Raw genomic sequence first — 22,787 nt, 5'->3', positions numbered from 1 at the left:
CGCCATGCAGCAGGCGAGGGCACCCTTATCGTCATCGATACCGACGGCCTGGCGATACGCGCTCTACCTGCTGCCGCCCGAGCCGTGGTACGGGTTGGGCACACGGTGGCTCGGGCGCTGCGCCCGCACCAACACGGTCATCTCCGCAGATCAGCGCGAGGCATTTGTGCGCGAAGCCGGCATCGACCTCGCCACGCTCGACCGCTGGACCGAAGCGCCGCGTCAGTACGGCCTGCACGCGACGTTCAAGCCGCCGTTCCGCCTGGCCAGCGATCGTACGGTCGATGAACTGGACGCCGCGCTGCGCGGTTTTGCACTGCAGCAGCAGGCCTTCGCGATCGAGCCCGCCTTGCAGACGCTGCGCGGCTTCCTGGCTTGGAGGCTGCGTCATGGCGATCCCGCCCGCGACACGCTCCTTCAGTTCGCCGATGCGTGCGTCGGCGAGTTCGACGCCTTCCGCGCACCCCCACCGCCCACTGAACTCGCGCGCCGCCGCCGCGCCGGCCTGTCAGAGGTACAGGAGCGCCATCTGCAGCGCTGGGGTTATCCGTATGTGTTTGATACGTTCACGTTCCACGTCACGCTGACCAGCCGGCTCGACCATGCCGAGCAGCTCGCGTGCTATCGCGCGCTGGAAGCGACGCGCGTGGTGCTGCCAGCCGCCATGCCCATCGACCACATCGCGTTGTTCTCGCAGGCTGCGCCGGAAGCGCCTTTCAACGTGGTGCGTGTGTATTGGTTTGACGGCAGCACCGAAGACTTCAGCGCTGCACACGGCACGCCTAGCGCTTGAGTTCGACCACGTCGATCACCTGCGTCTGGCCGTGCTGCTCGACCTCCTGGCGCATGACGACGGCCGCTTCCGGGCAATACCAATCGGTGATGTGTGCAACGGTGGGATCGGGCTCGAGCGTTTCATTGCCCAGCCGCAGCACCCCGAGGCGCGCGGTGCGCGTGTAGCGGATCGGCCGGCACTGCAACTGGCCGACCACGGTGTTCATCGGCTGCGGTGGCCCGACCTCCCGCTCCGACACCTCCACCTTGGCGCGCTCGGCCCGCATGCGCCCCACGGAGATCCCCAGCCGCGGCGACACCACATCGAAGTCGAAGCTCGATTCATACGTATCGCCCGGCAGCATCTGGGCTTCGGGCGCCAAGCCGGCGCCGTATAGGAACATGCCTGAGATGGCCGTGCTCACGGTGCCGACCAGATCGGCATGTTCGCTTTGCGCAAACACGCGGCCATTGATGCTGACGATGCGCGTGACCACGCCAGCTTCGTCCACCAGCAGCTGGTGCTCCTGCACCGTCTCGATGGGGCGGCCGCCCAGCGCCACCAAGCCCGATTTGGCGTAGATGTGCAGGCCGATTTCGCAGCCGTCCTGCATGTCGTGACTGACATCGTGCAGCGTGAACTCGACAATCATCGGCGTCTTGCCGTTGCCGTCCAGGCGCACGCGGCTGCCGTCGTGCACCCACGGCGCGGAGCACAGTCCCGCTGCCTGCGCCGGCAACACCAACGCCAACGCCAACGCAATCGCCGCCACGACTGCGGCGGCGTTCCATAAAGAAAAACGCCGATGCATCGGGCGATGCATCAGCGTCTTCATGGACCCGATCGGCACGGGCTTACTGCTTGGGCGCGTCCTTCTTGTTGGCGCCCTCGCTGTACGGGTCGAACTTGCCGCCGGCCTTCGCGCCCTGGCTGTACGGATCGAACTTGTCACCGGCCTTCGCGCCCTGGGTGTACGTGTCGTACTTGCCCTTCTCGACATTGGCCGGCTGAGCGCCGGGGTTGAGCGCACTGGCGGTGCTGTCGTTCTTGTTGGCGCCTTGCGAATACGGGTCGAACTTGTCGCCGGCCTTCGCACCTTGCTGGTACGGATCGAACTTCTCGCCGACTTTCGCGCCTTGGCTATAGGGGTCGAACTTCTTCTGGTCAGTCTGCGCGTGGGCCACGGTGCCGATGGCTGCTACGACAGCGACCGCTGCCACGAGGGTAAGACGTTTGTACGGCATCTGAAGCTCCTTTCCTATGGGTCGTTTGGGCTGGTCAAATCACATGGAGCAGCCTCGTTTTGAACGCATCCCGATGTCGTGCGCAACTTGGACGTTGGCGCCGGCGCCGGGAAACCCCCTCTCCTCGTCGTACGCTATGGCAAGCGCACAGGAAAGTCAACGCAGAGGAACTGCATATTTTTTGGGCAGATTCGGGCGGCAGCCCGGGGCCATCAGCGATGTTCCGGCAGGCGGATCGACCGGGGCCCCGCCAACGCGATCAACGCCATGGTGAGCGCCACCACCGACAGCCCCCAGCGCAGGTCGGAGCGATGCGCAATCAACCCGATGATGACCGGACCGATCAGCAAGCCCACGTAGGCAAAGCGTGCTACGGCGGCGATGCCTTCGGCTGCCGGCACACCCGGCAGGCGGGACGCCGTGATGAAAAAGATCGGCACCATGTTGGCGGCGCCCACGCCCATCAACGCAAAGCCTGTCAAGACAGCCATCGGCGCGGGCCACAACAGGGCAAGCAGGATCCCACCCGTTGCCAGCACGCCACTGGCGCCAAGCACACGCATGTTTCCCCAGCGCCCGCGTGCGAAATCGCCGCCAAAACGCGCCAGCGCCATCCCGCCCGAAAACGCGGCGTACCCGGCGCTGGCAATGGCTTCGGGCGATTGCGCGATCTCGCGCATGTATACGGTCGTCCAGTCGTACATCGCGCCTTCGCCTACCAGCCCCAGGAAGGCCAGCACGCCCAGCAGGAACAGTGTGCGCCCCGTGGTCGGATGTGCCGATTCGCCTTCTGCGTGCATGTGATCGGGCAGCATGAACGGGCCGGCACACAGCGCCGCCGCCATGGTGACGAGCGCCATGCCGCCGCAATGCACGGCCGGCGGCACGCCCAGTTCCAGCAGCACGCCACCCACCGCCGCGCCCACCATGCCGCCCAGGCTGAACATGCCGTGCAGCGAGGAAATGATCGGCTTGTGATGATTAGCCTCGACCGTGGCGGCCTGCGCATTGATGGCCACGTCGAAACCCGCGTTGGTGATGCCGAACAGCAGCAGCACGGCCAGCAGCGCCGGGTAGCTCGGCATAAACATGAGGAGCCCGGTCATGACACCAAATGCCACGCCGCCCTGCACGCTCGCGCGCCGCGTGCCGACGCGCGCCGCCCACTGACCCGCAAACTTCATCGCGACGATGGCGCCGGCGGCCACCATGAACATCGCCAACGACAGCGACGCCTCCGACAGCCCGAAGCGCGCCTTCACCGTCGGAATGTGAATGCCCCACGTCGCAAACGTTGCACCATTGGCGAAAAAGAGCGCCATCGTCGCCGCGCGGGCCGACAAGGGAAGCCGGCGGGGCCGCAGCGCGCCAGCAGATTGGATGTATTCGGAAGACATGAAGGACAGCTGGGAAAAACGCGCAGCGCGAGCGGGTCGCGCCGCAAAGGCCTCATGCTACCGCGCTCTGCTGATGAACGTATGACGCCGCCCCGCACCACGCAGGTATGCCGCTTGCGTCACCACGCTCGAATCCACCGCATCGGGAGACCTGCCATGCCCCGCGTGATCTGGAAGGGCGCCGTGAGCTTCGGCCTCGTCCATATTCCCGTTGCGCTGTATCCGGCCACCCGCAGCGACGACCTCGACTTCGACTGGCTCGACCGTCGCACCATGGACCGCGTCGGCTACAAGCGCATCAACAAGACCACCGGCAAAGAGGTACCGCGCGAGCAGATCGTGCGCGGCTATGCCTACGAGAAAGACCGCTATGTGATCCTCACCGACGAAGACATCCGCGCCGCGAACCCGGCCTCGACGCAAACGGTCGATTTGCTGACCTTCGTGGATGCGGCGGAGATTCCGTTCCTCTATCTCGATACGCCGTACTTTCTTGCGCCCGACCGGCGCGGCGAAAAGGTCTACGCGCTGCTGCGCGAGGCATTGACGCGCTCGCAGAAGATCGGTGTTGCCAACGTGGTGCTGCACACCAAGCAGCATCTGGCGGCTTTGATTCCCATGGGGCCCGTGCTTGTGCTGCATACGCTGCGCTGGTCCAACGAGGTGCGCGACTGGTCCGAACTCGACTTGCCGGAAGAAGGTGCCAAGGCGGCCAAGCTCACGGCGAAGGAAATCGACATGGCCGAAAAGCTGATCGACGACATGAGCGGCAAGTGGGACCCTGCCGAGTACCACGACACGTTCCGCGACGACATCCTCGGGTTGGTCGATCGCAAAGTGCGCGAAGGCCGCACGGAATCCGTCGAACCGATGGAGACCGAAACCGCTGCACCGCGCAGCGGCAATGTGATCGACCTGACCGACCTGCTGCGCCAGAGCCTCGCCAAGCGGGGCAAGGGCAAAGGCGAGTCAGCCAAAGAAGCTGAAGAAGAACCCGCCCCGCGCAAGCGTGCACCGCGCAAAGCCGCCACGAAGGCGGCGCGCAAGACGGCCACGCGCAAGCGCGCCTAACACGACGGAGCCGACGCCATGCCGCGCCATCTCGCCGACTACCGCAGCAAGCGCGATTTCACGCAGACCCAGGAACCCGCCGGCGCGCGCCGCAAAGCCGACGAACAGCGTGACCATGGCGCCCTGCACTTCGTGATCCAGAAGCACGACGCAACGCGACTGCACTACGACTTCCGGCTGGAACTCGACGGCACGCTCAAGAGCTGGGCCGTCCCCAAGGGCCCGAGCCTGGACCCCGCCGACAAGCGCCTCGCGGTACACGTTGAAGACCATCCGCTGGACTATGCCGATTTCGAAGGCCATATCCCCGAAGGCCAATACGGCGGCGGCGACGTGATCGTCTGGGACCGCGGGACATGGCGCCCGCATGGCGATCCGCGCAAGGCCTATCGCGACGGCAAGCTCAAATTCGACCTCCATGGCGAGAAGCTGCATGGTGCATGGGCGCTGGTGCGCACGCACTTGCACGGCACGGGCAGACATCCGAAAGAACAGTGGTTGCTGATCAAGGAACGGGACGACCAGGTGCGCGCGTCCAGCGACTACGACGTGACGGAGGCACTGCCCGCGAGCGTGATTACCGGCGAGAACGTCGGCTCCAAACCCCGGGGCAAAGCAAAGGCCAAGTCCAGTGACGGCAAGACTGGGCGCTCCGAACCGGCGCAAGTCCAACCGCCCGCCGGTGCCGTGCCCGCCCCGTTGCCCAGAACGCTGGAGCCCCAACTCGCCACGCTCGTCGATGATCCGCCCGCCCAAGGCGAATGGGACTACGAAGTCAAGTTCGACGGCTACCGCATCCTTGCACGCATCGACGGCGACACAGTGCGCCTGTTCAGCCGCAACGGCCGCGACTGGACGGCCAAACTGCCCCGTCAGGCGCGCACACTGCAGGCGCTGGGCCTGCGCGAGGCGTGGCTCGACGGCGAAGTCGTGGTGATGGGCGAGCGCGGCGTGCCCGACTTCCAGGCGCTGCAGAACGCCTTTGAAACGGCACATGCCGAACACATTGCCTACTACCTGTTCGACATTCCGTTCTGCAACGGTATGGACTTGCGCGGCGTGCCGTTGCGGGAGCGGCGAGCGCTGCTTGAGCGCATTCTCAATGCCGCCCCGGGCGACCTGGACCGCGAAGCGGTGCTCTTCTCAGGGACATTTCACGCGGCACCCGAAGACTTGCTGTCTTCCGCGTGCAGCATGTCGCTCGAAGGGGTGATCGGCAAGCGCGCCGATGCGGCGTACCGGGCCGGCCGCAGCCCTGCCTGGATCAAGCTCAAATGCGGGCAGCGGCAGGAATTCGTGATCGGCGGCTACAGCGCGCCCAAGGGCAGCCGCAGCGGCTTCGGCGCGCTGCTGCTCGGCGTCTATGACGACGCGGGCAAGCTGCGCTATGCGGGCCGTGTCGGCACGGGCTTCAACGAGACGAGTCTGCACGCTTTGCACCACGAGCTGACGGGTCTGACCGTCGACACGCCGCCCTTCGCCAATCCGCCCACCGGCAGCGATGCGCGCGACGTGCAATGGGTGAAGCCCGAACGCGTGGCGGAAATCGCCTTCGCCGAATGGACGCGCGAAGGCATCGTGCGGCAGGCGGTGTTTCAAGGTTTGCGCGACGACAAACCCGCGCGCAACATCGTGCGTGAACAAGCCAAGCCGCCCAGTGCCGCCGCCCGCAAGGAGACCCGCGCCGTGCATGCTGCCGAACGCAAGGTGCGCCCCGGTGCCGAACGCATCGCCGATGTGGACGTCACGCATCCGGATCGCGTGATCGAGAAAGCCAGTGGCACCACCAAGGCGGACCTTGCGCGCTATTACGCCGGGGTGGCCGAATGGATGCTGCCGCATCTGCACAACCGCCCGACATCGCTGGTGCGCGCGCCCGACGGCATCGACCGGGAGCGCTTCTTCCAGAAGCATTCCGCCGCGCTCAAGCTGCAGGGCATCACGCAGCTGGACCCATCGCTCGACCCGGGGCATCCGTCGCTGCTTGCGATCAACTCGGCCGAGGCCCTGGTCGGGGCGGTGCAGATGGGCACGGTGGAATTCCACACGTGGAATGCCCTTGCCGACCGCATCGAACAGCCCGACCGCATCGTCTTCGATATCGACCCAGACCCAGCGCTGCCCTTCGCGCGCGTGATCGAGGCCACGCAGCTCATGCTGGCCATGCTCGATGAACTGGGCCTGAAGGCCTTCCTGAAAACCAGCGGCGGCCACGGCATGCATGTGGTCGTGCCGCTCACGCGCCGTGAGGCTTCCGGCTGGGACACGCTCAAGGCCTTCGCGCAGGCCGTGGTGCAGCATATGGCCGCGACGTTCCCCGACCGCTTTGTTGCCAAGATGGGTCCGCAGAACCGCGTGGGGAAAATCTTCATCGACTATCTGCGCAACAACCGCGGGGCGAGCACCGTGGCCGCCTATTCGGTGCGCGCGCGGACGGGGTTGCCGGTGTCGGTGCCGATCCGCCATGACGAACTCGAAGGGCTGCAGTCGTCTGCGCAGTGGACGTTGCGTACGCTGCCGGATCGGCTCGCCAAGCTCAAGGGCGACCCATGGGCCGACTATGCTGGCACGCGCCAATCGGTGACAGCCGACATGCGAAAGCGCGTCGGTGCCAATGACTGAGCCGTCACACCTGCGGGACTCCCAAAGAATTGGGCGGTGAACGCCCCATTGCTTGTCGGCCGAAGTGTGGGGTCGCTGCGTTAACATGCCTGCGTCTGCACTTGGCGCACGCGTGTGCGCCCCACTCTGCCCCCCGCCGATGGCCCGAATTCGTCCGACCCGTTTGCTCAACCTGTCGCGCAGCGCGCTCGCCTGCGCCTTGCTCCTGACCCTTGGTGCGTCGCCGCTGGCCCATGCCAAGAAGGCCAAGGCTCACGCGGCACCGCGCACCACCGCCGCACAGGCACGCCAGGCGGCGCACAACCCCGCTGGCTTGCCTGCCAACGTGGCGCTGGCCTTTGCGCGCGCGCATATCCCGCTGGATGCGGTGAGCGTGTTCGTGATCCGCACCGGCACCGCCACGCCCATCCTGCAATGGAACGCCGACACCGGAATGAACCCGGCGTCGACCATGAAACTGCTGACGACCTTCGCGGGGCTGGACCTGCTCGGCCCGGATTTTCGCTGGAAGACAACGGCCTATGCCGACAGCGCTCCCGTCAACGGCACGCTCAACGGCAACCTGTACCTGCGTGGCCAGGGCGATCCGAAGCTGATTCCCGAAGAACTCGTCAAACTGGTGAGCGACGTGCGCCGTGCAGGCGTGGATGAACTGGCCGGCAACATCGTGCTGGATCGCACCTACTTCGAGGGCGGCCTGTCGGAAGCTCCGCCGCTGGACGGCGACAGCGCGCGTGCCTACAACGTCGCGCCCGACGCGCTGCTGTATTCCTTCAAGACGCTCACGTTCACGCTCTCGCCGGATGCCGGCAACGGCGCGGTCAACATCGATGTATCGCCGCCGCTGGCGCAGTTGCAGATCGACAACCAGTTGCGCACCACGCGCGGAGGCTGCGGCGACTGGCAGACCGCCTCCGGCGCCAACATCTCCACGCAGACCGACGGCCATGTCATAGCCAGCTTCGGCGGCCGCTATGCCGCGGCGTGCGGCGAACGCGTCATCAATATCGCCGCGCTCACGCATGCCGACTTCATCTGGGGTGGCTTCCTGGCGCTATGGCAACAGGCCGGTGGCACGACGCGTTTCACGCCGGGCTTGCGCGAAGGCAAGGTACCGCGTCAGGCTGTTCTTCTGGCCACGCACTACGGCCCGCCGCTGTCGGAAGTCGTGCACGACATCGACAAATATTCGAACAACGTGATGGCGCGCCAGCTCTTCCTCACCATCGGCGCGGAAATCGGGCGCAAGCCCGCATCGGTGCGGCAATCGACCGAGGTCATTAACCGATGGCTCGCCAAACAGAACCTGACGATGCCGGAGTTGGTGCTGGAGAATGGCTCGGGCCTGTCGCGGATCGAGCGCATCAGCGCGCGCAACATGGGGCGTCTGCTGCAGCAAGCTGATGCCAATCCGAACGGCGGCGTGCTGCGCGATGCGCTGCCTGTCGTCGGCGTGGACGGCACCATGCGTAATCGCCTGACACGGGCCGGGGTGGCCGGCAATGCCGAGATCAAGACCGGCACACTCAACGGCGTGCGCGCCATCGCCGGGTATGTGGAAGGCGAAGACGGCCAGCGCTTCGTGGTGGTCAGCATGATCAACCACCCGAACGCCAGCGGCGGCCAAGCCGCGCACGATGCACTGCTGCAATGGATCTACCAGGGCGCGCCGCGATGAGTTCACGCAAGTCACTGCTGGGCATCACCGGCACGTCGGGCAGCGGCAAGACCACGCTCGTCGAGCAACTCATCGCCCGTTTCGTGCACGACGGGCGCCGCGTGGCATCCATCAAGCACACGCATCACGGCTTTGATCTCGATTCGCCCGGCAAGGATTCGCACCGCATGCGCGAAGCCGGCAGTGCCGAAGTCGTGCTCGTGGGCGGTGAACGACTTGTGCTGATGCGCGAATACGCCAACGCGCTGGAGCCCGAACTGGACGACGTGCTGGCGCTGCTCTCGCCCGCCACCGACCTCGTTATCGTTGAAGGCTACAAGCGCAGCACCTTCCCAAAAATCGAAGTCTTCCGCCCTTCGCTCGGCCGCCCGCCGCTGTGGCCAGCGATTGGTGGCGTGGTGGCGGTGGCCACCGATTTGCCCGATGCCGTGCAACCACCCGAAGGCGTGGCCGTGCTGGATCTGAATGACGTCGATGCGGTGTACCGGTTTGCCGTACAGCAACTGGCCAAGTCGGTCATATGAAGCACTCTTAACATCTCAGCAAGGCGGATTGGCTATGATGGGGCAATCCAGTTTTTCGCCAGCCCCCTCCCAACAACATGCTGTCCCGTCTATCGGCCGCGCTGCTTGGCGCGGCATTTTTTTCGGCGCTGCCAGTCGCTAAGCGCGATTCTGTCGCCCCGAATGCGCGCTTGGGCGCAGCGCGCGGGTGCGCCAGTTCGTGCGCGTCGACCCTGCGACCCGGTGCGCGACGTCCGACGTCCGCTATCGCCTGGCAGTGACCTTGCCACCGGCTAACGGCAAGTCGACGCCATCGCTACAAACAAAAACGCCCGCTCCGCGCGGGCGTTATTGCTCGGTGAGGTTCGATCAGTGCGTCACACCGTCCGCCAGCAGCCGTTGCAGCACGTTGCTGGAGATCAGGCGATGGCCGCCCGTGGTGGGGTGCACCCCGTCGGCGAACAGGTAGGACGTGTCTGCACCTGCAGTCACCAACGTGTTGGCGGAGCAGAACAGCGAGCTGCCGCCAGCACCCGGGACGAGCGTGTTGATCTTGGTCGCATCGCAAGCCGGCACGCTGGTATTGCTGAAACCGAACGTCGCACCGTTCTGAATCACGGCCGTCAATTGCGAATTGAAGTCGATCACACGGGCACCGGTACCGGCAAGCCCAGCCTGCAGCGTGGTGTTGAACGCGCCCACCAGCGCATGCAGCAATGCCTGGCCTGCCGCACCGCCCGCCACGCCCTGCGGCGTCAGGCTGCTGTCGGGCAGGTTGAACACGTAGAGCTGCGTCGCGTTCTTGCTGATCATGTCCTTGACGTAACCGACCAGATCAGTCGCCGCCTGCTGAACTTGAGCGGTGGCGATGGCAGGCGTCACACCCGAGTTGGGTGTCGCCACGGCGGCTGCCCAATAGAAGATGTCGTTGTTGCCGCCAAAGACGAACACCACGTCGTTGTTGCCGTTGAACGTGTTGTTGCTGGCCGAGTAGAAGTTGGCGAGCTGCTGCTTGACCGGATACGTGAGCGCCCCGGCGCCGCCGTTGTGGCCGATACCGTTCGGGTCGGTCACGCGCGAACCGCCTTGCGCGTAGTCGAAGCAACCAGGTTTCGGGCAGTTCTGCACCGAGTTGGCATAACCCATCACGGCCGGCGTAAGGGCCACACCGAGTTGCGCCGCCACCGTTTCCGCCCAGACCGGGCCGGGGTTGGTGGTGAACTTGCCGCCGCCCACGGCAGCCGCTGCCGGCGTGTAGGTGCCGGCATCGCTCAGGCTGTCGCCGAACACCACCATGCGCTGCACTTTGGCGACGTTGGGGTTGCCGCTCTGATCGCTTTCGCCGCCGCAAGCGGCCAGGCCCAAGGCCAGGGTCGCCGATGCGACGACGCCCATCCATTGACGCAACTTCATGATGTCTGTCTCCCGTGTGGAATTTTTATGGTCAGTGGTGCCGCGGTGCGTAACCTCGCCGTGCGCGTTTGAAGCACGCGGAACGACACAACGCCCAAGTGTAGCGAGGTTGCCGGGCACACGGCGAACGCGCGGCCCGTAAGAATTAGAGGTCCGTCTCGAACGCGGCGGCCGCGCGACGCAGGCGGTCGTTGACAGCCGCCCAGGCGGGCGTATCGGCTAGGGTTTCCACCCAGATGGCGTCATAACCGCCGCGGTCGAGTTCGCGCAACAGCGCGTAGAGCGCGTTGGCATAGGCGCCGGGCGTGGCGGGGGCGACGCGCTGGTCGCAGCCGTCACGCAGTGCCACGGGGGTACCGAGCCACACGATGCGTTTGTCTGCAGGCAGTGCAGCCAGGCGTGCAGGCACATCGGCGGCCGACAGCAGATACAACGGCGTGCGCGGCGCGTAATGCGCCTTCAGCGTGCCCGAAGCGCGCGGCGCAGCGGCATCGGGAGCCGCCGGCAGTTCGCCGGTCACGCGCTCGATGTCATCAGGCGTGATAGCGCCCGGGCGCAGCAGCACGGGGCCAATGCCCTGATCCAGCCGCGAGAGATCGATGATGGTCGATTCGATGCCCACGTCCACGCCGTCACCTTCGAGCACGAAGACGGCATCACCGAATTCGTCCCGCACGTGCTGCGCGGTGGTCGGGCTGACCTGGCCGAACTTGTTGGCCGACGGCGCCGCAATGCCGCCCCGTCCGCGCTTGAAGCGCGAGAGCAACGCCTGCGCCACCGGGTGCGACGGGCAACGCAGCCCGATGCTGTCCTGCCCGCCTGCCACGGCGGCCGGAATGTGCGGCGCACGTTTCAGGATCAGCGTCAGCGGCCCTGGCCAGAAGGCTTCGATGAGTTGCAGCGCGATGCCGGGCACCTCGTCGGTCCAATACGAAATGTCGGCGCCATCCACCACATGCACGATCACGGGGTGATTGGAGGGCCGGCCCTTGGCCGCGTAGATCTTGGCGATGGCCTGCGGGTTTTCGGCATCGGCGCCCAGCCCATACACGGTCTCGGTCGGAAAGGCGACCAGCTCGCCTGCCTCCAGCCTGCGCGCGGCCTCATCGAGGCGCTCGGCAGAAGGCATGGTGTAGGGCGTTTTGGTCCGATGCGGCATGGGCGACTCGCTTTATTCCGGCTGCAGGCCCAGCACGTGCGCGGCATGGCGGAACGCTTCGTCCACCACTTCAGCAGAAGTGCCCACGCAGTTCACGTGGCCCATCTTGCGGCCCGGCCGCGCATCGGCCTTGCCATACAGGTGGACCTTCGCACCGCTGTGGCCCATCACTTCGTGCCACGCGGGCGTACGTTCCAGGCCGTATTCAAACCACACGTCGCCCAGCACATTCAGCATGCGCCCCGGCGAGTGCTGCCGCGTGCTGCCCAGCGGCAGGCGGGCCATGGCGCGCACCTGTTGCTCGAACTGGCTCGTCTCGCACACATCCATGGTGATATGACCGGAGTTGTGCGGGCGCGGCGCCATTTCGTTGGCGACCAGCGAGCCGTCCTGCAGCACGAAGAACTCGATGCACAGCACGCCGACGTAGCCCATCTCTTCTGCGATCATCGCGGCAGCGGCGCGGGTGCGCGTGGCAATGTCGTCCGACACGCTGCGCGACGGCATGATCGTCGAAAACAGGATGCCGTCACGGTGCACGTTTTCTGCAAGCGGCCAGGTGGCCGTGCTGCCATCTGCACCACGGGCGGCCAATACAGAGACTTCGTAGGCCAACGGCAGCATCTTCTCCAGCACGCACGGCACGTGCTGCATGGCGCCCCAGGCGGCCCGCAGCTCTTCAACCGTCGAAACACGCGCCTGGCCCTTGCCGTCGTAGCCCATGCGGGCAATCTTCAGGATGCCGGGCAGCAGGTCGGCGGGCAGTTGTTCGATGTCGGCTTCATGCTCGATCACCCAGCTCGGTGCGGGGTGGATGCCCGTGCGTGCGGCGCACAGCGCGAAGAATTTTTTCTCGGCGATGCGGTTCTGCGCGATCGACACACAATTGGCACGCGGCGCCACGAACGCGCCGAGTTGCTCCAGACGGTCGAGCGCCTGCGCCGGCACGTTCTCGAATTCGGTGGTGACGGCCGGGCACAGTGCAGCCATCTCAGCCAATGCGGCTTCGTCGGTATAGCCGGCGCACAGATGGCGCTCAGCGATGGTGCCGGCCGGGCTGTTCGGGTCCGGATCAAGCACACAGACCTTGTAGCCCATGGCCTGCGCGGCGTGCGTGAACATGCGGCCGAGCTGGCCGCCGCCGAGCATGCCAAGCCAGGCATCGGGCAGGATCGCGTTGGGAACGTTCAGCGCGCGGGATTCCGCGGTGTGGGCTTGCGCCAGGCGCGGGTTCAGGTCGTCGGCCATGAATCGGGTCGTAGGTTACTTAGGCGCCGTGCACAGGGAGCGTCATGCCGCGTGCGACTTCGGTCTGCTGGGCGCGGAAGGCTTCGAGCTTGTCGGCGAGCGCCGAATCGGTGGTGGCGATGGTGGCGATGGCGGCCAGCGCTGCGTTGGCGGCACCGGCTTCGCCAATGGCGAACGTCGACACCGGAATGCCCTTGGGCATCTGCACGATGGAGAGCAGCGAGTCTTCGCCGCGCAGGTACTTGGACGGCACCGGCACGCCGAACACCGGCACGATCGTCTTGGCGGCGATCATGCCCGGCAGGTGCGCCGCCCCGCCGGCGCCAGCGATGATGGCGCGCAGACCCCGGCCGCGTGCGGCTTCAGCGTAGCCAAACATGTCGTCCGGCATGCGGTGCGCCGAAACAACCTGCGCCTCGAACGGAATGCCGAACTGCGTGAGCATGTCGACGGCGTGGCGCATCACTTCCCAGTCGGAGCTGGAGCCCATCACCACGCCAACGAGCGGAGCGGATTGCTGTGCGGTCATTGTCATCGCTCCGGTTTAACGCAGGGATTCACCGGTCAGGCGGGCCAGCGCTTCGCGGTATTTGTCAGCGGTTTTTTCGATGACGTCGGCAGGAAGCTGCGGCGCCGGCGCGGTCTTCGGCCACGGCTTGCCATCGATGCGCACGGCTTCGAGCCAGTCGCGCACGAACTGCTTGTCGAACGACGGCGGGTTGGTGCCGACCCGGTACGAATCGGCGGGCCAGAAGCGCGACGAGTCTGCGGTGAGCGCTTCATCCATCAGCGTGAGCGTGCCGTTCTCATCCAGACCGAATTCGAACTTGGTGTCGGCGATGATGATGCCGCGCGTGGCGGCAAAGTCGGAGGCTTCCTTGTACAGGCGGATGCTCACGTCGCGGATCTGCGCGGCGAGGTCCGGGCCAATGCGGCGCTCGACTTCATCGAACGAGATGTTCTCGTCGTGCTCGCCCATCTCGGCCTTGGCGGCGGGGGTGAAGATCGGCTCGGGCAGCTTCTGCGCGTTCTGCAGGCCGGGGGCCAGATGCACACCGCAGACGGCGCCGGTGGCCTGGTAATCCTTCCAGCCGCTGCCGGCCAGGTAACCGCGCACCACGGCTTCCACCAGGATCGGCTTCAGACGCTTGACCACAATGGCGCGGCCGCGCACCTGGTCGACTTCGTCCGGGGCCACCACGGTTTCCGGGGCGATGCCCGTCTCGTGCGTCGGCACGATGTGGCGCAGCTTGTTGAACCAGAAATCCGACATCTGCGCGAGCACACGGCCCTTGTCCGGAATCGGCTGGCCGAGAATCACGTCAAACGCCGACAGGCGGTCGGTGGTGACCATCAGCAGCTTGTCGTCGCCGACAGCGTAGTTCTCGCGCACCTTGCCACGGCCGAGCAACGGCAGGCTGGTGATCGACGATTCGTAAAGGGCGGAGGATGCAGGGGTGGCGGACACGGCGGAACCCGGGAGGAGATAAGAAAACGTGGAAGGCCAGTATTATACGTGGCCCATGGGTGGCCCATAAGATGGCCCATGCAATGCAAAACGGCTGGCGCAGTGCCAGCCGTTTGCTAGATGTGACGCAAAATGCTTATTGCACCACTTGCGCCAGATCGCCGCTTTGGTACTTCTGCGCCATCACGGACAGGCTAATGGGCTTGATCTTGCCGGCCTGACCTTCGCAGCCGAACTGGATATAGCGCGCCTTGCAGATTTGCTTGGCGGCTTCGCGCGCCGGCTTGAGCCATTCGCGGGCGTCGAACTTGTCCGGGTTTTCGGCCAGGAACTTGCGCACCGCGCCCGTCATTGCCAAGCGGATGTCGGTGTCGATGTTGATCTTGCGCACGCCGTACTTGATGGCTTCCTGGATTTCCTCGACGGGCACGCCGTAGGTTTCCTTCATCTTGCCGCCGTACTGGTTGATGATGGCCAGCAGTTCTTGCGGCACGCTCGACGAGCCGTGCATCACCAGATGGGTGTTCGGGATACGCGCGTGGATTTCCTTCACGCGGCTGATGGCCAGGATGTCGCCCGTGGGCTTGCGCGTGAACTTGTAGGCGCCGTGGCTGGTGCCGATGGCGATGGCCAGGGCGTCCAGTTGGGTCGCCTTGACGAACTGGGCAGCCTCTTCCGGGTCGGTCAGCAGCGACGAGTGGTCAAGCTTGCCTTCCGCGCCGTGCCCATCTTCCTCGCCGGCCATGCCGGTTTCCAGGGAGCCCAGGCAGCCGAGTTCGCCTTCAACCGTCACGCCGACCTTGTGGGCCATCTCGACAACGCGGCGCGTCACGTCGACGTTGTAGTCGAAATCGGCGGGCGTCTTGCCGTCTTCGCGCAGCGAGCCGTCCATCATCACCGAGCCGAAGCCCAGGTCGATGGCGCCCTGGCAGATGGCCGGGCTTTGGCCGTGATCCTGGTGCATGACCAGCGGGATCTCCGGATAAGCCTCGACAGCGGCCTGGATCAGGTGCTTGATGAACGATTCGCCGGCGTATTTGCGGGCGCCTGCGCTGGCTTGCAGGATGACGGGTGCGCCGGCTTCCTTGGCGGCTTCCATCACGGCCTGGACTTGTTCCAGGTTGTTCACGTTGAATGCCGGCAGGCCGTAGCCGTTTTCAGCGGCGTGGTCCAGCAGTTGGCGCATCGAGACGAGTGGCATGGTTTTCTCCTATGGATCGATCTGTATTCGGTCTCAGGAACGCGTGGGCATCTGAAATACGTAGCAAACGGCGTTCCGTCGTGGGCGTCAGTGCATGCCGACGCGAACAATCTTGAGCGTATTGGTGCCGCCGGCCTGGCCCATCGGCTCGCCGACGGTAAGGACGATGAAGTCGCCACGCTGCACGACGCCGCGCGCGACCAGCAGTTCTTCGGCCTGGTGCAGGGCTTCGTCGCGGTCGGTGCTGTTGGCCAGCGGCAGCGACTGCACGTTGCGGTACAGGGCCATCTTGCGTTGCGAGGCCACGTTGGGCGTCATCGCATAAATGGGGATGTTGATGCCGTGGCGGCTCATCCACAGCGCCGTCGCGCCGGAATCGGTGAGCGCGGCAATCGCCTTGACCTGCAGGTGGTGCGCCGTGAACAGCGCGCCCATGGCAATCGACTGGTCGATACGGCTGAAGGTCTGGTCGAGGAAGTCTGCATCCAGATGCACGGTTTGCGACTTCTCGGCTTCGACGCAGATGGCAGCCATGGCTTCGATGGTCTCGACGGGGTAGCGGCCGGCGGCGGTTTCCGCCGACAGCATCACGGCATCGGTACCGTCGAGCACGGCGTTGGCGACGTCCGACACCTCGGCGCGCGTCGGCACCGGATTGACGATCATCGATTCCATCATCTGCGTGGCGGTGATGGCCAGCTTATTGTTTTCGCGGGCAAGCTTGATCATGCGCTTCTGCAGCGCCGGCACGGCCGCGTTGCCCACTTCCACGGCCAGGTCGCCACGCGCGACCATGATGCCGTCGGAGGCGGCCAGGATCTCTTCGAGCACGCCCGGGCGGATGGCCTCGGCACGCTCGATCTTGGCGATCATGCGGGTCTTGTGGCTGTGGGGTGCGCCGGCCACGGCGGCCAACTGGCGCGCCATTTCCATGTCGGTCGCGTTCTTGGGGAAGCTGACCGCAACGTAATCGGCGCCCAGCGCCATCGCGGTCTTGATGTCTTCCATGTCCTTGGCGGTCAGCGCCGGCGCCGACAAGCCGCCGCCCTGGCGGTTGATGCCCTTGTTGTTGGACAGATCGCCGCCGATCTTGACGATGGTCTCGATCTCTTCACCCACCACGCGCTCGACCTGCAACACGATCAGCCCATCGTTGAGCAGCAGCAGATCGCCCGGGCCAACGTCGCGCGGCAGTTCCTTGTAGTCGAGGCCGACGCGCTCCTGGTTGCCCAGCTCGCAGCGGGCGTCGAGCGTGAAGCGATCACCCGGCTCGAGCGTGATCTTGCCGTTCTCGAACTTGCCAACGCGGATCTTCGGGCCCTGCAGGTCGGCCATGATGGCCACCTCGCGGCCGACCGAACGCGCCACTTCGCGCACGAGCTGCGCACGATCGATGTGATCCTGCGCCGCGCCGTGCGAGAAGTTCAGCCGCACCACATCGACCCCCGCGGCAATCATGCGGGTCAGGACTTCCTGCGTGCTGGACGCGGGGCCGAGCGTTGCGACGATCTTGGTAGCGCGGGTCATGGGCGGCGGTGTCTCGTTGTTGTGGTGGGGATGTTGGCGGCGCTGGCGGTCAGGCCACAGCGGCCTGATTCTGCGCGCGTTGCTCCAGGATTTCGACAGCCGGCAGTGTCTTGCCTTCCAGGAATTCGAGGAACGCACCGCCGCCGGTGGAGATATAGCCCACCTTGTCGGCGATGTTGTACTTGGCGATGGCAGCCAGCGTGTCGCCGCCGCCGGCAATCGAGAAACCCGACGAGGCAGCAATCGCCTCGGCCAGCACCTTGGTGCCATTGCCGAACTGGTCGAATTCGAACACGCCGACCGGGCCGTTCCAGACGATGGTGCCGGCACTCTTCAGTTGTTCGGCCAGTTGTGCAGCCGTCTTCGGGCCGATGTCGAGGATCATGTCGTCGTCGGCCACATCGGCCACGTCCTTGACGGTAGCGGCCGCGGTGGCGCTGAATTCCTTGGCGCACACCACGTCGACGGGAATGGGCACCGACGCGCCGCGCGCCGCCAGCATCTCGATGATGGCCTTGGCATCGCCCACGAGGTCGGCTTCCGCCAGCGATTTGCCGATCTTCAGGCCGGCAGCCAGCATGAACGTGTTGGCAATGCCGCCACCGACGATCAGGTTGTCCACCTTGTCAGCCAGCGACTTCAGGATGGTCAGCTTGGTCGACACCTTCGAGCCGGCCACAATGGCCACCAGCGGACGTGCCGGCTGGCCCAGCGCCTTGCCCAGCGCATCCAGCTCGGCGGCCAGCAGCGGGCCGGCGCAGGCGATGGGTGCGAACTTGGCGATGCCGTGTGTGGTGGCTTCCGCGCGGTGGGCGGTGCCGAAGGCGTCGTTGACGTAGACGTCGCACAGCTTGGCCATTTTCTGGGCCAGTTCGTCGCTGTTCTTCTTCTCGCCCTTGTTCACGCGGCAGTTTTCCAGCAGCACGACCTGGCCGGGCGCGACATCCACGCCATCCACCCAGTTCTGGACGAGCTTGACGTCACGGCCCAACAGTTCGGACAGACGCTTGGCCACCGGCGCGAGCGAGTCTTCCGGCTTGAATTCGCCCTCGGTGGGGCGGCCCAGGTGTGAGGTCACCATGACGGCGGCACCGGCGTCCAGCGCGGCTTTGACGGCCGGCACGGAAGCACGGATGCGCGTGTCTTCGGTGATGTTGCCGGCACCGTCTTGCGGCACGTTGAGGTCGGCGCGGATGAACACGCGCTTACCGGCAAGCTTTCCTTCGGAGATGAGATCGGACAGACGCAGGACGTGAGGCATGGCAGCTTCGGAAGAAATCGCAGAAAACCGCGATTTTACCCGATGCGCCTGGTCAAAACGTGCGTTTCTCGGCGGAGTCCTCCGGCCTCGGTCGTCTTGCCGAGGCCGATTGGCGGGGACTATGCCGGCACCGGCGTACGACGCCGCAGGCGCATCCAGCTTTCGGCCGAATACACGGCAAGACCCGCCCAGATCAGCACATAGCCCGCCACCTTGGGCCCCGCAAACGGCTCGTTGTAGAGCCATACGCCCAGCAGCAGTTGCAGCGTTGGGCTCACGTATTGCAGCAAACCCAGCAGCGACAGCGGAATCCGCCGCGCGCCGGCGCCAAACAGCAGCAGCGGCAGCGCCGTCAGCGGGCCGGCCAGCGCCAGCAGCCACTGCGTGCCCGGCGACGCGGCCAGGAAGGCGTTCTGATGCTGCGAAGCCAGCCAGCCGAGATAGGCCAGCGCCAGCGGGAACAGCAGCAACGTCTCCAGCGTCAGCCCTTCCAGCGCGCCCAGCGGCGAGGTCTTGCGCAGCAGGCCGTAGAGCCCGAATGAGAACGCCAGCGCCAGGGCAATCCACGGCAGCGTGCCGGCCTGCCAGGTCAGCCACGCCACGCCGGCTGCCGCCAGCGCCACCGACACCCACTGCACCGGCCGCAGCCGCTCGCCCAGCACCAGCGCGGCGAGCATCACCACCACGAGCGGGTTAATGAAATAGCCCAGGCTGGCTTCGAGCACATGGTCGTGGTTGACGGCCCAGATGTAGGTCAGCCAGTTGGCGGCCAACAGGCTGGTGCTGGCGGCATAGCGCCCCACCACCCGCGGTTGCTTGCGCAGCGCCCACAACCAGGCGCCGTGCCGCTTCACGAGCAGGATCACCACCATCACCGCCAATGACCAGATCACCCGGTGCGAGAGAATCTCGATCGGCGACACCGCCTTGAGCAGCTTGAAGTACAGCGGAAACAGGCCCCACATGGTGTAGGCCAGAAACGCGAAGATCACGCCGTTGCGGTTGGAACCCGACATGTTCATCCCCAGAGACGCAGCACGGTAAAAACGCCCATGCCGACGAAGATCATGCCGAGCATGCGCCGCGTGGCAACGTAAAACGCGGTGGCAGCAATACCGGCCATCAGGCGCGGGTTGGTCCAGCTTGCATCGAAGTGGCCCTGGTTCCAGAGCAGATCGGGCAAGACGATGGCGACGAGTGCGGCAGCCGGCGCGAAGCGCAACGCGTGCTGTACGCGGGTGGGCAGCGTCATGCGATCGCCCACGATCAGGAACAACGAGCGCGTGACGATCGTCACCACCGTCATGCCGGCAATGACCAGCCAGATTTCGAGCGCGCTCATGCATCGTCCTCGTCAGTTGCAGGCTGGGAGGCGCGGCGGCGCTGCCACTGCAAACGCGCCGCAGCTTCGTCTGCAGCCAGACCGGCGGCCATCGCGCCAGTGACGGCAAGCACGAGGCTCAATCGATACGGCAGCTTGAAGGCAACCAGCGCCAGCACCGCCGCCACAGCCACCGCCATGAGCGTGGCCCGGCTACGAATGGTCGACACCATGACGGGAATCAGCGCAAGCGTCCCGGCCAGCGCCAAGCCCCACGCATCGGGAAACAGGCTCGCCGCGACGATGCCCAGGATGGACGACACCTGCCAGCCAACGAAGCTCAGCAGGACCATGCCCCAGTAGTAGCCTTCCTTGCCCGCCTGCGGGGCCGCCGAAGGGTACTGCTGGGTAAACAGCACGAACGGCAGATCACCGTTGAACACGCCCAGGACCACGCGGCGCATGAACGGCAGGTGCCCGAAATGCTGCATGAGCCCGGCGCTGAAGATGATGAAGCGCACATTCACGATGAACGCCGTCAGCAGCACCGTCCAGATCGGCAAGCCCGCTGCCAGCAGCGGCAGCACCGCCAGTTGCGACGATCCCGCATACACAAAGATCGTCATGCCGATGGCCTGCGGGATGGTCAGCACCGATTTGCTCATCGCCACGCCGGTCACCAAACCCCAGGCCAGCACCGGCGGCATCGACGGCATGTAGGCACGCACGCCGGCAAAGAAACCCGCACGTTCGGCCGGATCGATCGCCTCCCAGCGACGCTGCAATGCCGCCGCCCAGCGGACTAGCGCCATGGCGCCCCCAAAAGTGGCGAATAAGCTTCTATTTGATGAGCCGGGCAAGGGCAGCCGGCAGCGCGGGCGCGCAGGAACGTCGGGGGCGACATGGGTGGCTCGTAGGAAACAGACGATTATACTTTTGATGTTAAGCGTTCGCTTAACGGCCATGCGCCCCGGCCCCAGCGATTGCGTGATTCATGCCGGGCGCCACGCACTGCAACAATCGGCGTTGGCGCGCCTGCGCCCACCCCTTACAATTTCGCCTTTGTCGGTTTTTGAACCTGCAGCCCATATCAGGGCGCGGCTGACCCGTTCAGACCGCGCCGGCACTCCTCACTGACCATGACCACGCAAACCGCAACCTCGATCGAAATCGGCGCAGACGACCTGCCGCTGCATTGCCCGACCGCCAAAACGCCGGCCTGGAACTATCACCCGCGCGTGTTCCTCGACATCGCCGACACCGGCGAAGCCAAGTGCCCGTACTGCGGCACCGTCTACAAGCTGGCTCCCGGCGTTGAACTGAAGGGCCACCATTGAGCCCGATTCACCTGCAGTACCCCGGTCGCCGCACGCGCCTGGCGATTCGATGATGCGCAAAATCCTCGTCGTCGCCCCCAACTGGATCGGTGATGCGCTGATGGCGCAACCGCTGTTCGCGCAGCTCAAGGCGCGGCACCCGCGCGCGCAGATTCACGCGATCGCCCCGAAATGGGTGGCGCCCGTGCTCGCGCGCATGCCGGAAATCGCACGCGTGCTGCCGACTGATCTCGCCCACGGCAAGCTGCAGCTCGGCAGCCGCACGATGTTTGCGCAGCAGCTCAAGGGCGAAACCTTCGATGCAGCGTACGTGCTGCCGAATTCGTTCAAGAGCGCGCTGATCCCGTGGCTGGCAGGCATTCCACTGCGCATCGGCTACAAGGGCGAGTCGCGCCTGGGCGTGCTGAACGTGCGCTACCCGAATCCGCCCAAGAACGCGCGTCCGCCGATGGTGCAGCACTACGCGGCGCTGGCTTTCAAGCCCCACGCCAAGCTGCCCGACACCCTGCCCGATCCGAAGCTGGACGTTGATGTGCAGCGCGTGGCCGCCACATCGGCGAAGTTCAGCATTCCGGGCAACGCGCGGCTGATTGCCTTCTGCCCCGGGGCGGAATACGGCCCGGCCAAGCGCTGGCCGGCCGAGCATTTCGCAGAGCTGGCGCAGATGCTGCGCCGCTCGTTCCCGTACGCGCAGATCGTTGCGCTGGGTTCGGGCAAGGACCGCGAGATGGCCAACGCCATCGTCGAGCGCGCACCGTTCGTGCGCAACCTGTGCGGCGAGACCTCGCTGGATGAGGCGATCGAACTGCTCGCCCGCGCCGAGGCCGCCATCTGCAACGACTCTGGCCTGATGCACGTGGCGGCTGCCCTGGGACGCCCGCAGGTGGCCGTATTCGGTTCCAGCGACCCCCGCCACACGCCGCCGCTGTCGCCCGCTGCGAGTATCATGTGGCTCCATCTGGAGTGCAGCCCGTGCTTTGCGCGCGAATGCCCGCTGGGCCACTTGCGCTGCCTGCGCGACATCGGCCCCGAGATGGTGTTTCATGAATTGCGCCGGCTGCTGCAGCCGCAGTAATACGCTCTCCTTAACATCCACCGCCATGCCACGATTTGCCCGCCTGTTCGAAGCCGCCGAGGACATCCTCGAAGCCTATCGCGATGCGCTCAAGCGCCGCGATGCCGATGGCGCGCTCAAGCTGTGGCTCGACGAGGATTCGGTGAGCTTCATCCTGCCCGACGGCCAGCGCCTGCACGGCCACGAGCAGCTGCGCGGCTGCCTCGATGCGCTGGTCGAGAAGAATCCGGTCTGGATCGAATGCCTCTCGCAACAGGTGCATTCGTCGCTGGGGGTGTCGATCTTCGAAGCCACGGAAGCGCTGCGCTTTTCGGCCACCGCCACCGAGGCCGATCTGTACGTTCACACGACCTACGTGCTGATGCAGAACCACGAAGGCTGGCGCATCGCCCACGTCCATTCCAGCCAGGCCGCTGAAGAACGCGTGGCCGCCTCCATCGCCAGCGTTACGCACTCTCTGCACTAAGCTGCCGCGCTGGGCGTGGCA

22 protein-coding genes are annotated in these 22,787 nt (G+C 65.6%); 8 read left to right on the top strand and 14 right to left on the bottom strand.

The window, feature by feature from the left end; translation table 11 throughout:
* Positions 1 to 4 precede the first annotated feature (4 nt).
* Positions 5 to 793 carry a DUF1045 domain-containing protein gene (locus RP6297_RS02410; RefSeq protein WP_009239021.1) on the top strand — a complete coding sequence of 263 codons (789 nt, stop codon included), beginning with the start codon at positions 5 to 7 and terminating at the stop codon, positions 791 to 793.
* On the opposite strand, the gene RP6297_RS02405 is transcribed toward RP6297_RS02410, so the two are convergent.
* From RP6297_RS02405 to RP6297_RS02395, 3 genes are all read right to left on the bottom strand, one after another.
* Positions 783 to 1,610, bottom strand: a complete 828-nt coding sequence (locus RP6297_RS02405; RefSeq protein WP_009239022.1) for a hypothetical protein — start codon at positions 1,608 to 1,610, stop codon at positions 783 to 785. The genes RP6297_RS02410 and RP6297_RS02405 overlap by 11 nt on opposite strands.
* Before the next feature lie 19 nt (positions 1,611 to 1,629).
* Positions 1,630 to 2,019, bottom strand: a complete 390-nt coding sequence (locus RP6297_RS02400; RefSeq protein ID WP_009239023.1) for a hypothetical protein — start codon at positions 2,017 to 2,019, stop codon at positions 1,630 to 1,632.
* 212 nt (positions 2,020 to 2,231) lie between these two features.
* Positions 2,232 to 3,416 (bottom strand): MFS transporter, encoded by a 1,185-nt coding sequence (locus RP6297_RS02395; RefSeq protein WP_009239024.1) that lies wholly within the window; start codon positions 3,414 to 3,416, stop codon positions 2,232 to 2,234.
* Positions 3,417 to 3,572: 156 nt separating this feature from the next.
* On the opposite strand from RP6297_RS02395, the gene ku reads away from it, so the two are divergent.
* The 4 genes from ku to mobB all read left to right on the top strand — a co-directional run bounded on the left by ku (position 3,573) and on the right by mobB (position 9,311).
* A complete protein-coding gene (gene ku, locus RP6297_RS02390; RefSeq protein WP_009239025.1) occupies positions 3,573 to 4,487 on the top strand; it encodes a non-homologous end joining protein Ku in 915 nt (304 codons plus the stop codon).
* 18 nt (positions 4,488 to 4,505) lie between these two features.
* Entirely contained in the window at positions 4,506 to 7,109 is a 2,604-nt protein-coding gene (gene ligD / locus RP6297_RS02385) for a DNA ligase D (RefSeq protein WP_009239026.1), read from the top strand.
* A 139-nt stretch (positions 7,110 to 7,248) separates the two neighbouring features.
* Positions 7,249 to 8,787 carry a D-alanyl-D-alanine carboxypeptidase/D-alanyl-D-alanine endopeptidase gene (dacB, locus tag RP6297_RS02380; protein ID WP_009239027.1) on the top strand — a complete coding sequence of 513 codons (1,539 nt, stop codon included), beginning with the start codon at positions 7,249 to 7,251 and terminating at the stop codon, positions 8,785 to 8,787.
* Entirely contained in the window at positions 8,784 to 9,311 is a 528-nt protein-coding gene (mobB, locus tag RP6297_RS02375) for a molybdopterin-guanine dinucleotide biosynthesis protein B (protein WP_009239028.1), read from the top strand. The genes dacB and mobB overlap by 4 nt, the downstream gene beginning before the upstream one ends.
* Positions 9,312 to 9,659: 348 nt before the next feature.
* Here mobB and RP6297_RS02370 read toward each other — a convergent pair whose 3' ends face one another.
* From RP6297_RS02370 to RP6297_RS02320, 11 genes are all read right to left on the bottom strand, one after another.
* Positions 9,660 to 10,703 (bottom strand): SGNH/GDSL hydrolase family protein, encoded by a 1,044-nt coding sequence (locus RP6297_RS02370; protein WP_009239029.1) that lies wholly within the window; start codon positions 10,701 to 10,703, stop codon positions 9,660 to 9,662.
* Between the two features lie 145 nt (positions 10,704 to 10,848).
* A complete protein-coding gene (locus RP6297_RS02365; RefSeq protein ID WP_009239030.1) occupies positions 10,849 to 11,862 on the bottom strand; it encodes an L-threonylcarbamoyladenylate synthase in 1,014 nt (337 codons plus the stop codon).
* A 12-nt stretch (positions 11,863 to 11,874) separates the two neighbouring features.
* Entirely contained in the window at positions 11,875 to 13,110 is a 1,236-nt protein-coding gene (locus RP6297_RS02360) for a 5-(carboxyamino)imidazole ribonucleotide synthase (RefSeq protein ID WP_009239031.1), read from the bottom strand.
* Between the two features lie 19 nt (positions 13,111 to 13,129).
* Positions 13,130 to 13,639 carry a 5-(carboxyamino)imidazole ribonucleotide mutase gene (purE, locus tag RP6297_RS02355; protein WP_009239032.1) on the bottom strand — a complete coding sequence of 170 codons (510 nt, stop codon included), beginning with the start codon at positions 13,637 to 13,639 and terminating at the stop codon, positions 13,130 to 13,132.
* Positions 13,640 to 13,654: 15 nt separating this feature from the next.
* Entirely contained in the window at positions 13,655 to 14,578 is a 924-nt protein-coding gene (locus RP6297_RS02350) for a phosphoribosylaminoimidazolesuccinocarboxamide synthase (RefSeq protein ID WP_009239033.1), read from the bottom strand.
* A 136-nt stretch (positions 14,579 to 14,714) separates the two neighbouring features.
* A complete protein-coding gene (gene fba / locus RP6297_RS02345) occupies positions 14,715 to 15,779 on the bottom strand; it encodes a class II fructose-bisphosphate aldolase (RefSeq protein ID WP_009239034.1) in 1,065 nt (354 codons plus the stop codon).
* A gap of 87 nt (positions 15,780 to 15,866) precedes the next feature.
* Positions 15,867 to 17,306, bottom strand: coding sequence for a pyruvate kinase (gene pyk, locus RP6297_RS02340; RefSeq protein ID WP_009239035.1), 1,440 nt, complete (start codon positions 17,304 to 17,306; stop codon positions 15,867 to 15,869).
* Positions 17,307 to 17,355: 49 nt separating this feature from the next.
* On the bottom strand, positions 17,356 to 18,567 hold the full coding sequence (locus RP6297_RS02335; RefSeq protein WP_009239036.1) for a phosphoglycerate kinase: 1,212 nt from the start codon (positions 18,565 to 18,567) through the stop codon (positions 17,356 to 17,358).
* Positions 18,568 to 18,686: 119 nt separating this feature from the next.
* Positions 18,687 to 19,583 carry an EamA family transporter RarD gene (gene rarD / locus RP6297_RS02330; protein WP_009239037.1) on the bottom strand — a complete coding sequence of 299 codons (897 nt, stop codon included), beginning with the start codon at positions 19,581 to 19,583 and terminating at the stop codon, positions 18,687 to 18,689.
* Positions 19,584 to 19,585: 2 nt separating this feature from the next.
* Positions 19,586 to 19,909 carry an AzlD domain-containing protein gene (locus tag RP6297_RS02325; RefSeq protein ID WP_009239038.1) on the bottom strand — a complete coding sequence of 108 codons (324 nt, stop codon included), beginning with the start codon at positions 19,907 to 19,909 and terminating at the stop codon, positions 19,586 to 19,588.
* Positions 19,906 to 20,700 carry an AzlC family ABC transporter permease gene (locus tag RP6297_RS02320; protein WP_009239039.1) on the bottom strand — a complete coding sequence of 265 codons (795 nt, stop codon included), beginning with the start codon at positions 20,698 to 20,700 and terminating at the stop codon, positions 19,906 to 19,908. Before RP6297_RS02320 ends, RP6297_RS02325 begins: the two co-directional genes overlap by 4 nt.
* Positions 20,701 to 21,027: 327 nt before the next feature.
* Between RP6297_RS02320 and RP6297_RS02315 the strand changes: the two genes are divergently transcribed.
* From RP6297_RS02315 to RP6297_RS02305, 3 genes are read left to right on the top strand one after another with little or no spacing between them, the layout of a single operon-like run.
* The gene (locus RP6297_RS02315) at positions 21,028 to 21,225 is read left to right on the top strand and encodes a zinc-finger domain-containing protein (protein ID WP_009239040.1); all 198 of its coding nucleotides are present in this window, start codon (positions 21,028 to 21,030) and stop codon (positions 21,223 to 21,225) included.
* 49 nt (positions 21,226 to 21,274) lie between these two features.
* Entirely contained in the window at positions 21,275 to 22,300 is a 1,026-nt protein-coding gene (waaF, locus tag RP6297_RS02310; protein ID WP_009239041.1) for a lipopolysaccharide heptosyltransferase II, read from the top strand.
* A 25-nt stretch (positions 22,301 to 22,325) separates the two neighbouring features.
* Positions 22,326 to 22,766 carry a YybH family protein gene (locus RP6297_RS02305; RefSeq protein ID WP_009239042.1) on the top strand — a complete coding sequence of 147 codons (441 nt, stop codon included), beginning with the start codon at positions 22,326 to 22,328 and terminating at the stop codon, positions 22,764 to 22,766.
* The last annotated feature ends 21 nt before the right edge of the window (positions 22,767 to 22,787 follow it).

The sequence above is a fragment of the Ralstonia pickettii genome (assembly GCF_016466415.2).
GTDB lineage: Bacteria > Pseudomonadota > Gammaproteobacteria > Burkholderiales > Burkholderiaceae > Ralstonia > Ralstonia pickettii.
The sequence above is the reverse complement of the archived record's forward strand: the minus strand, read 5'-3'. Positions and strand labels throughout refer to the sequence as shown.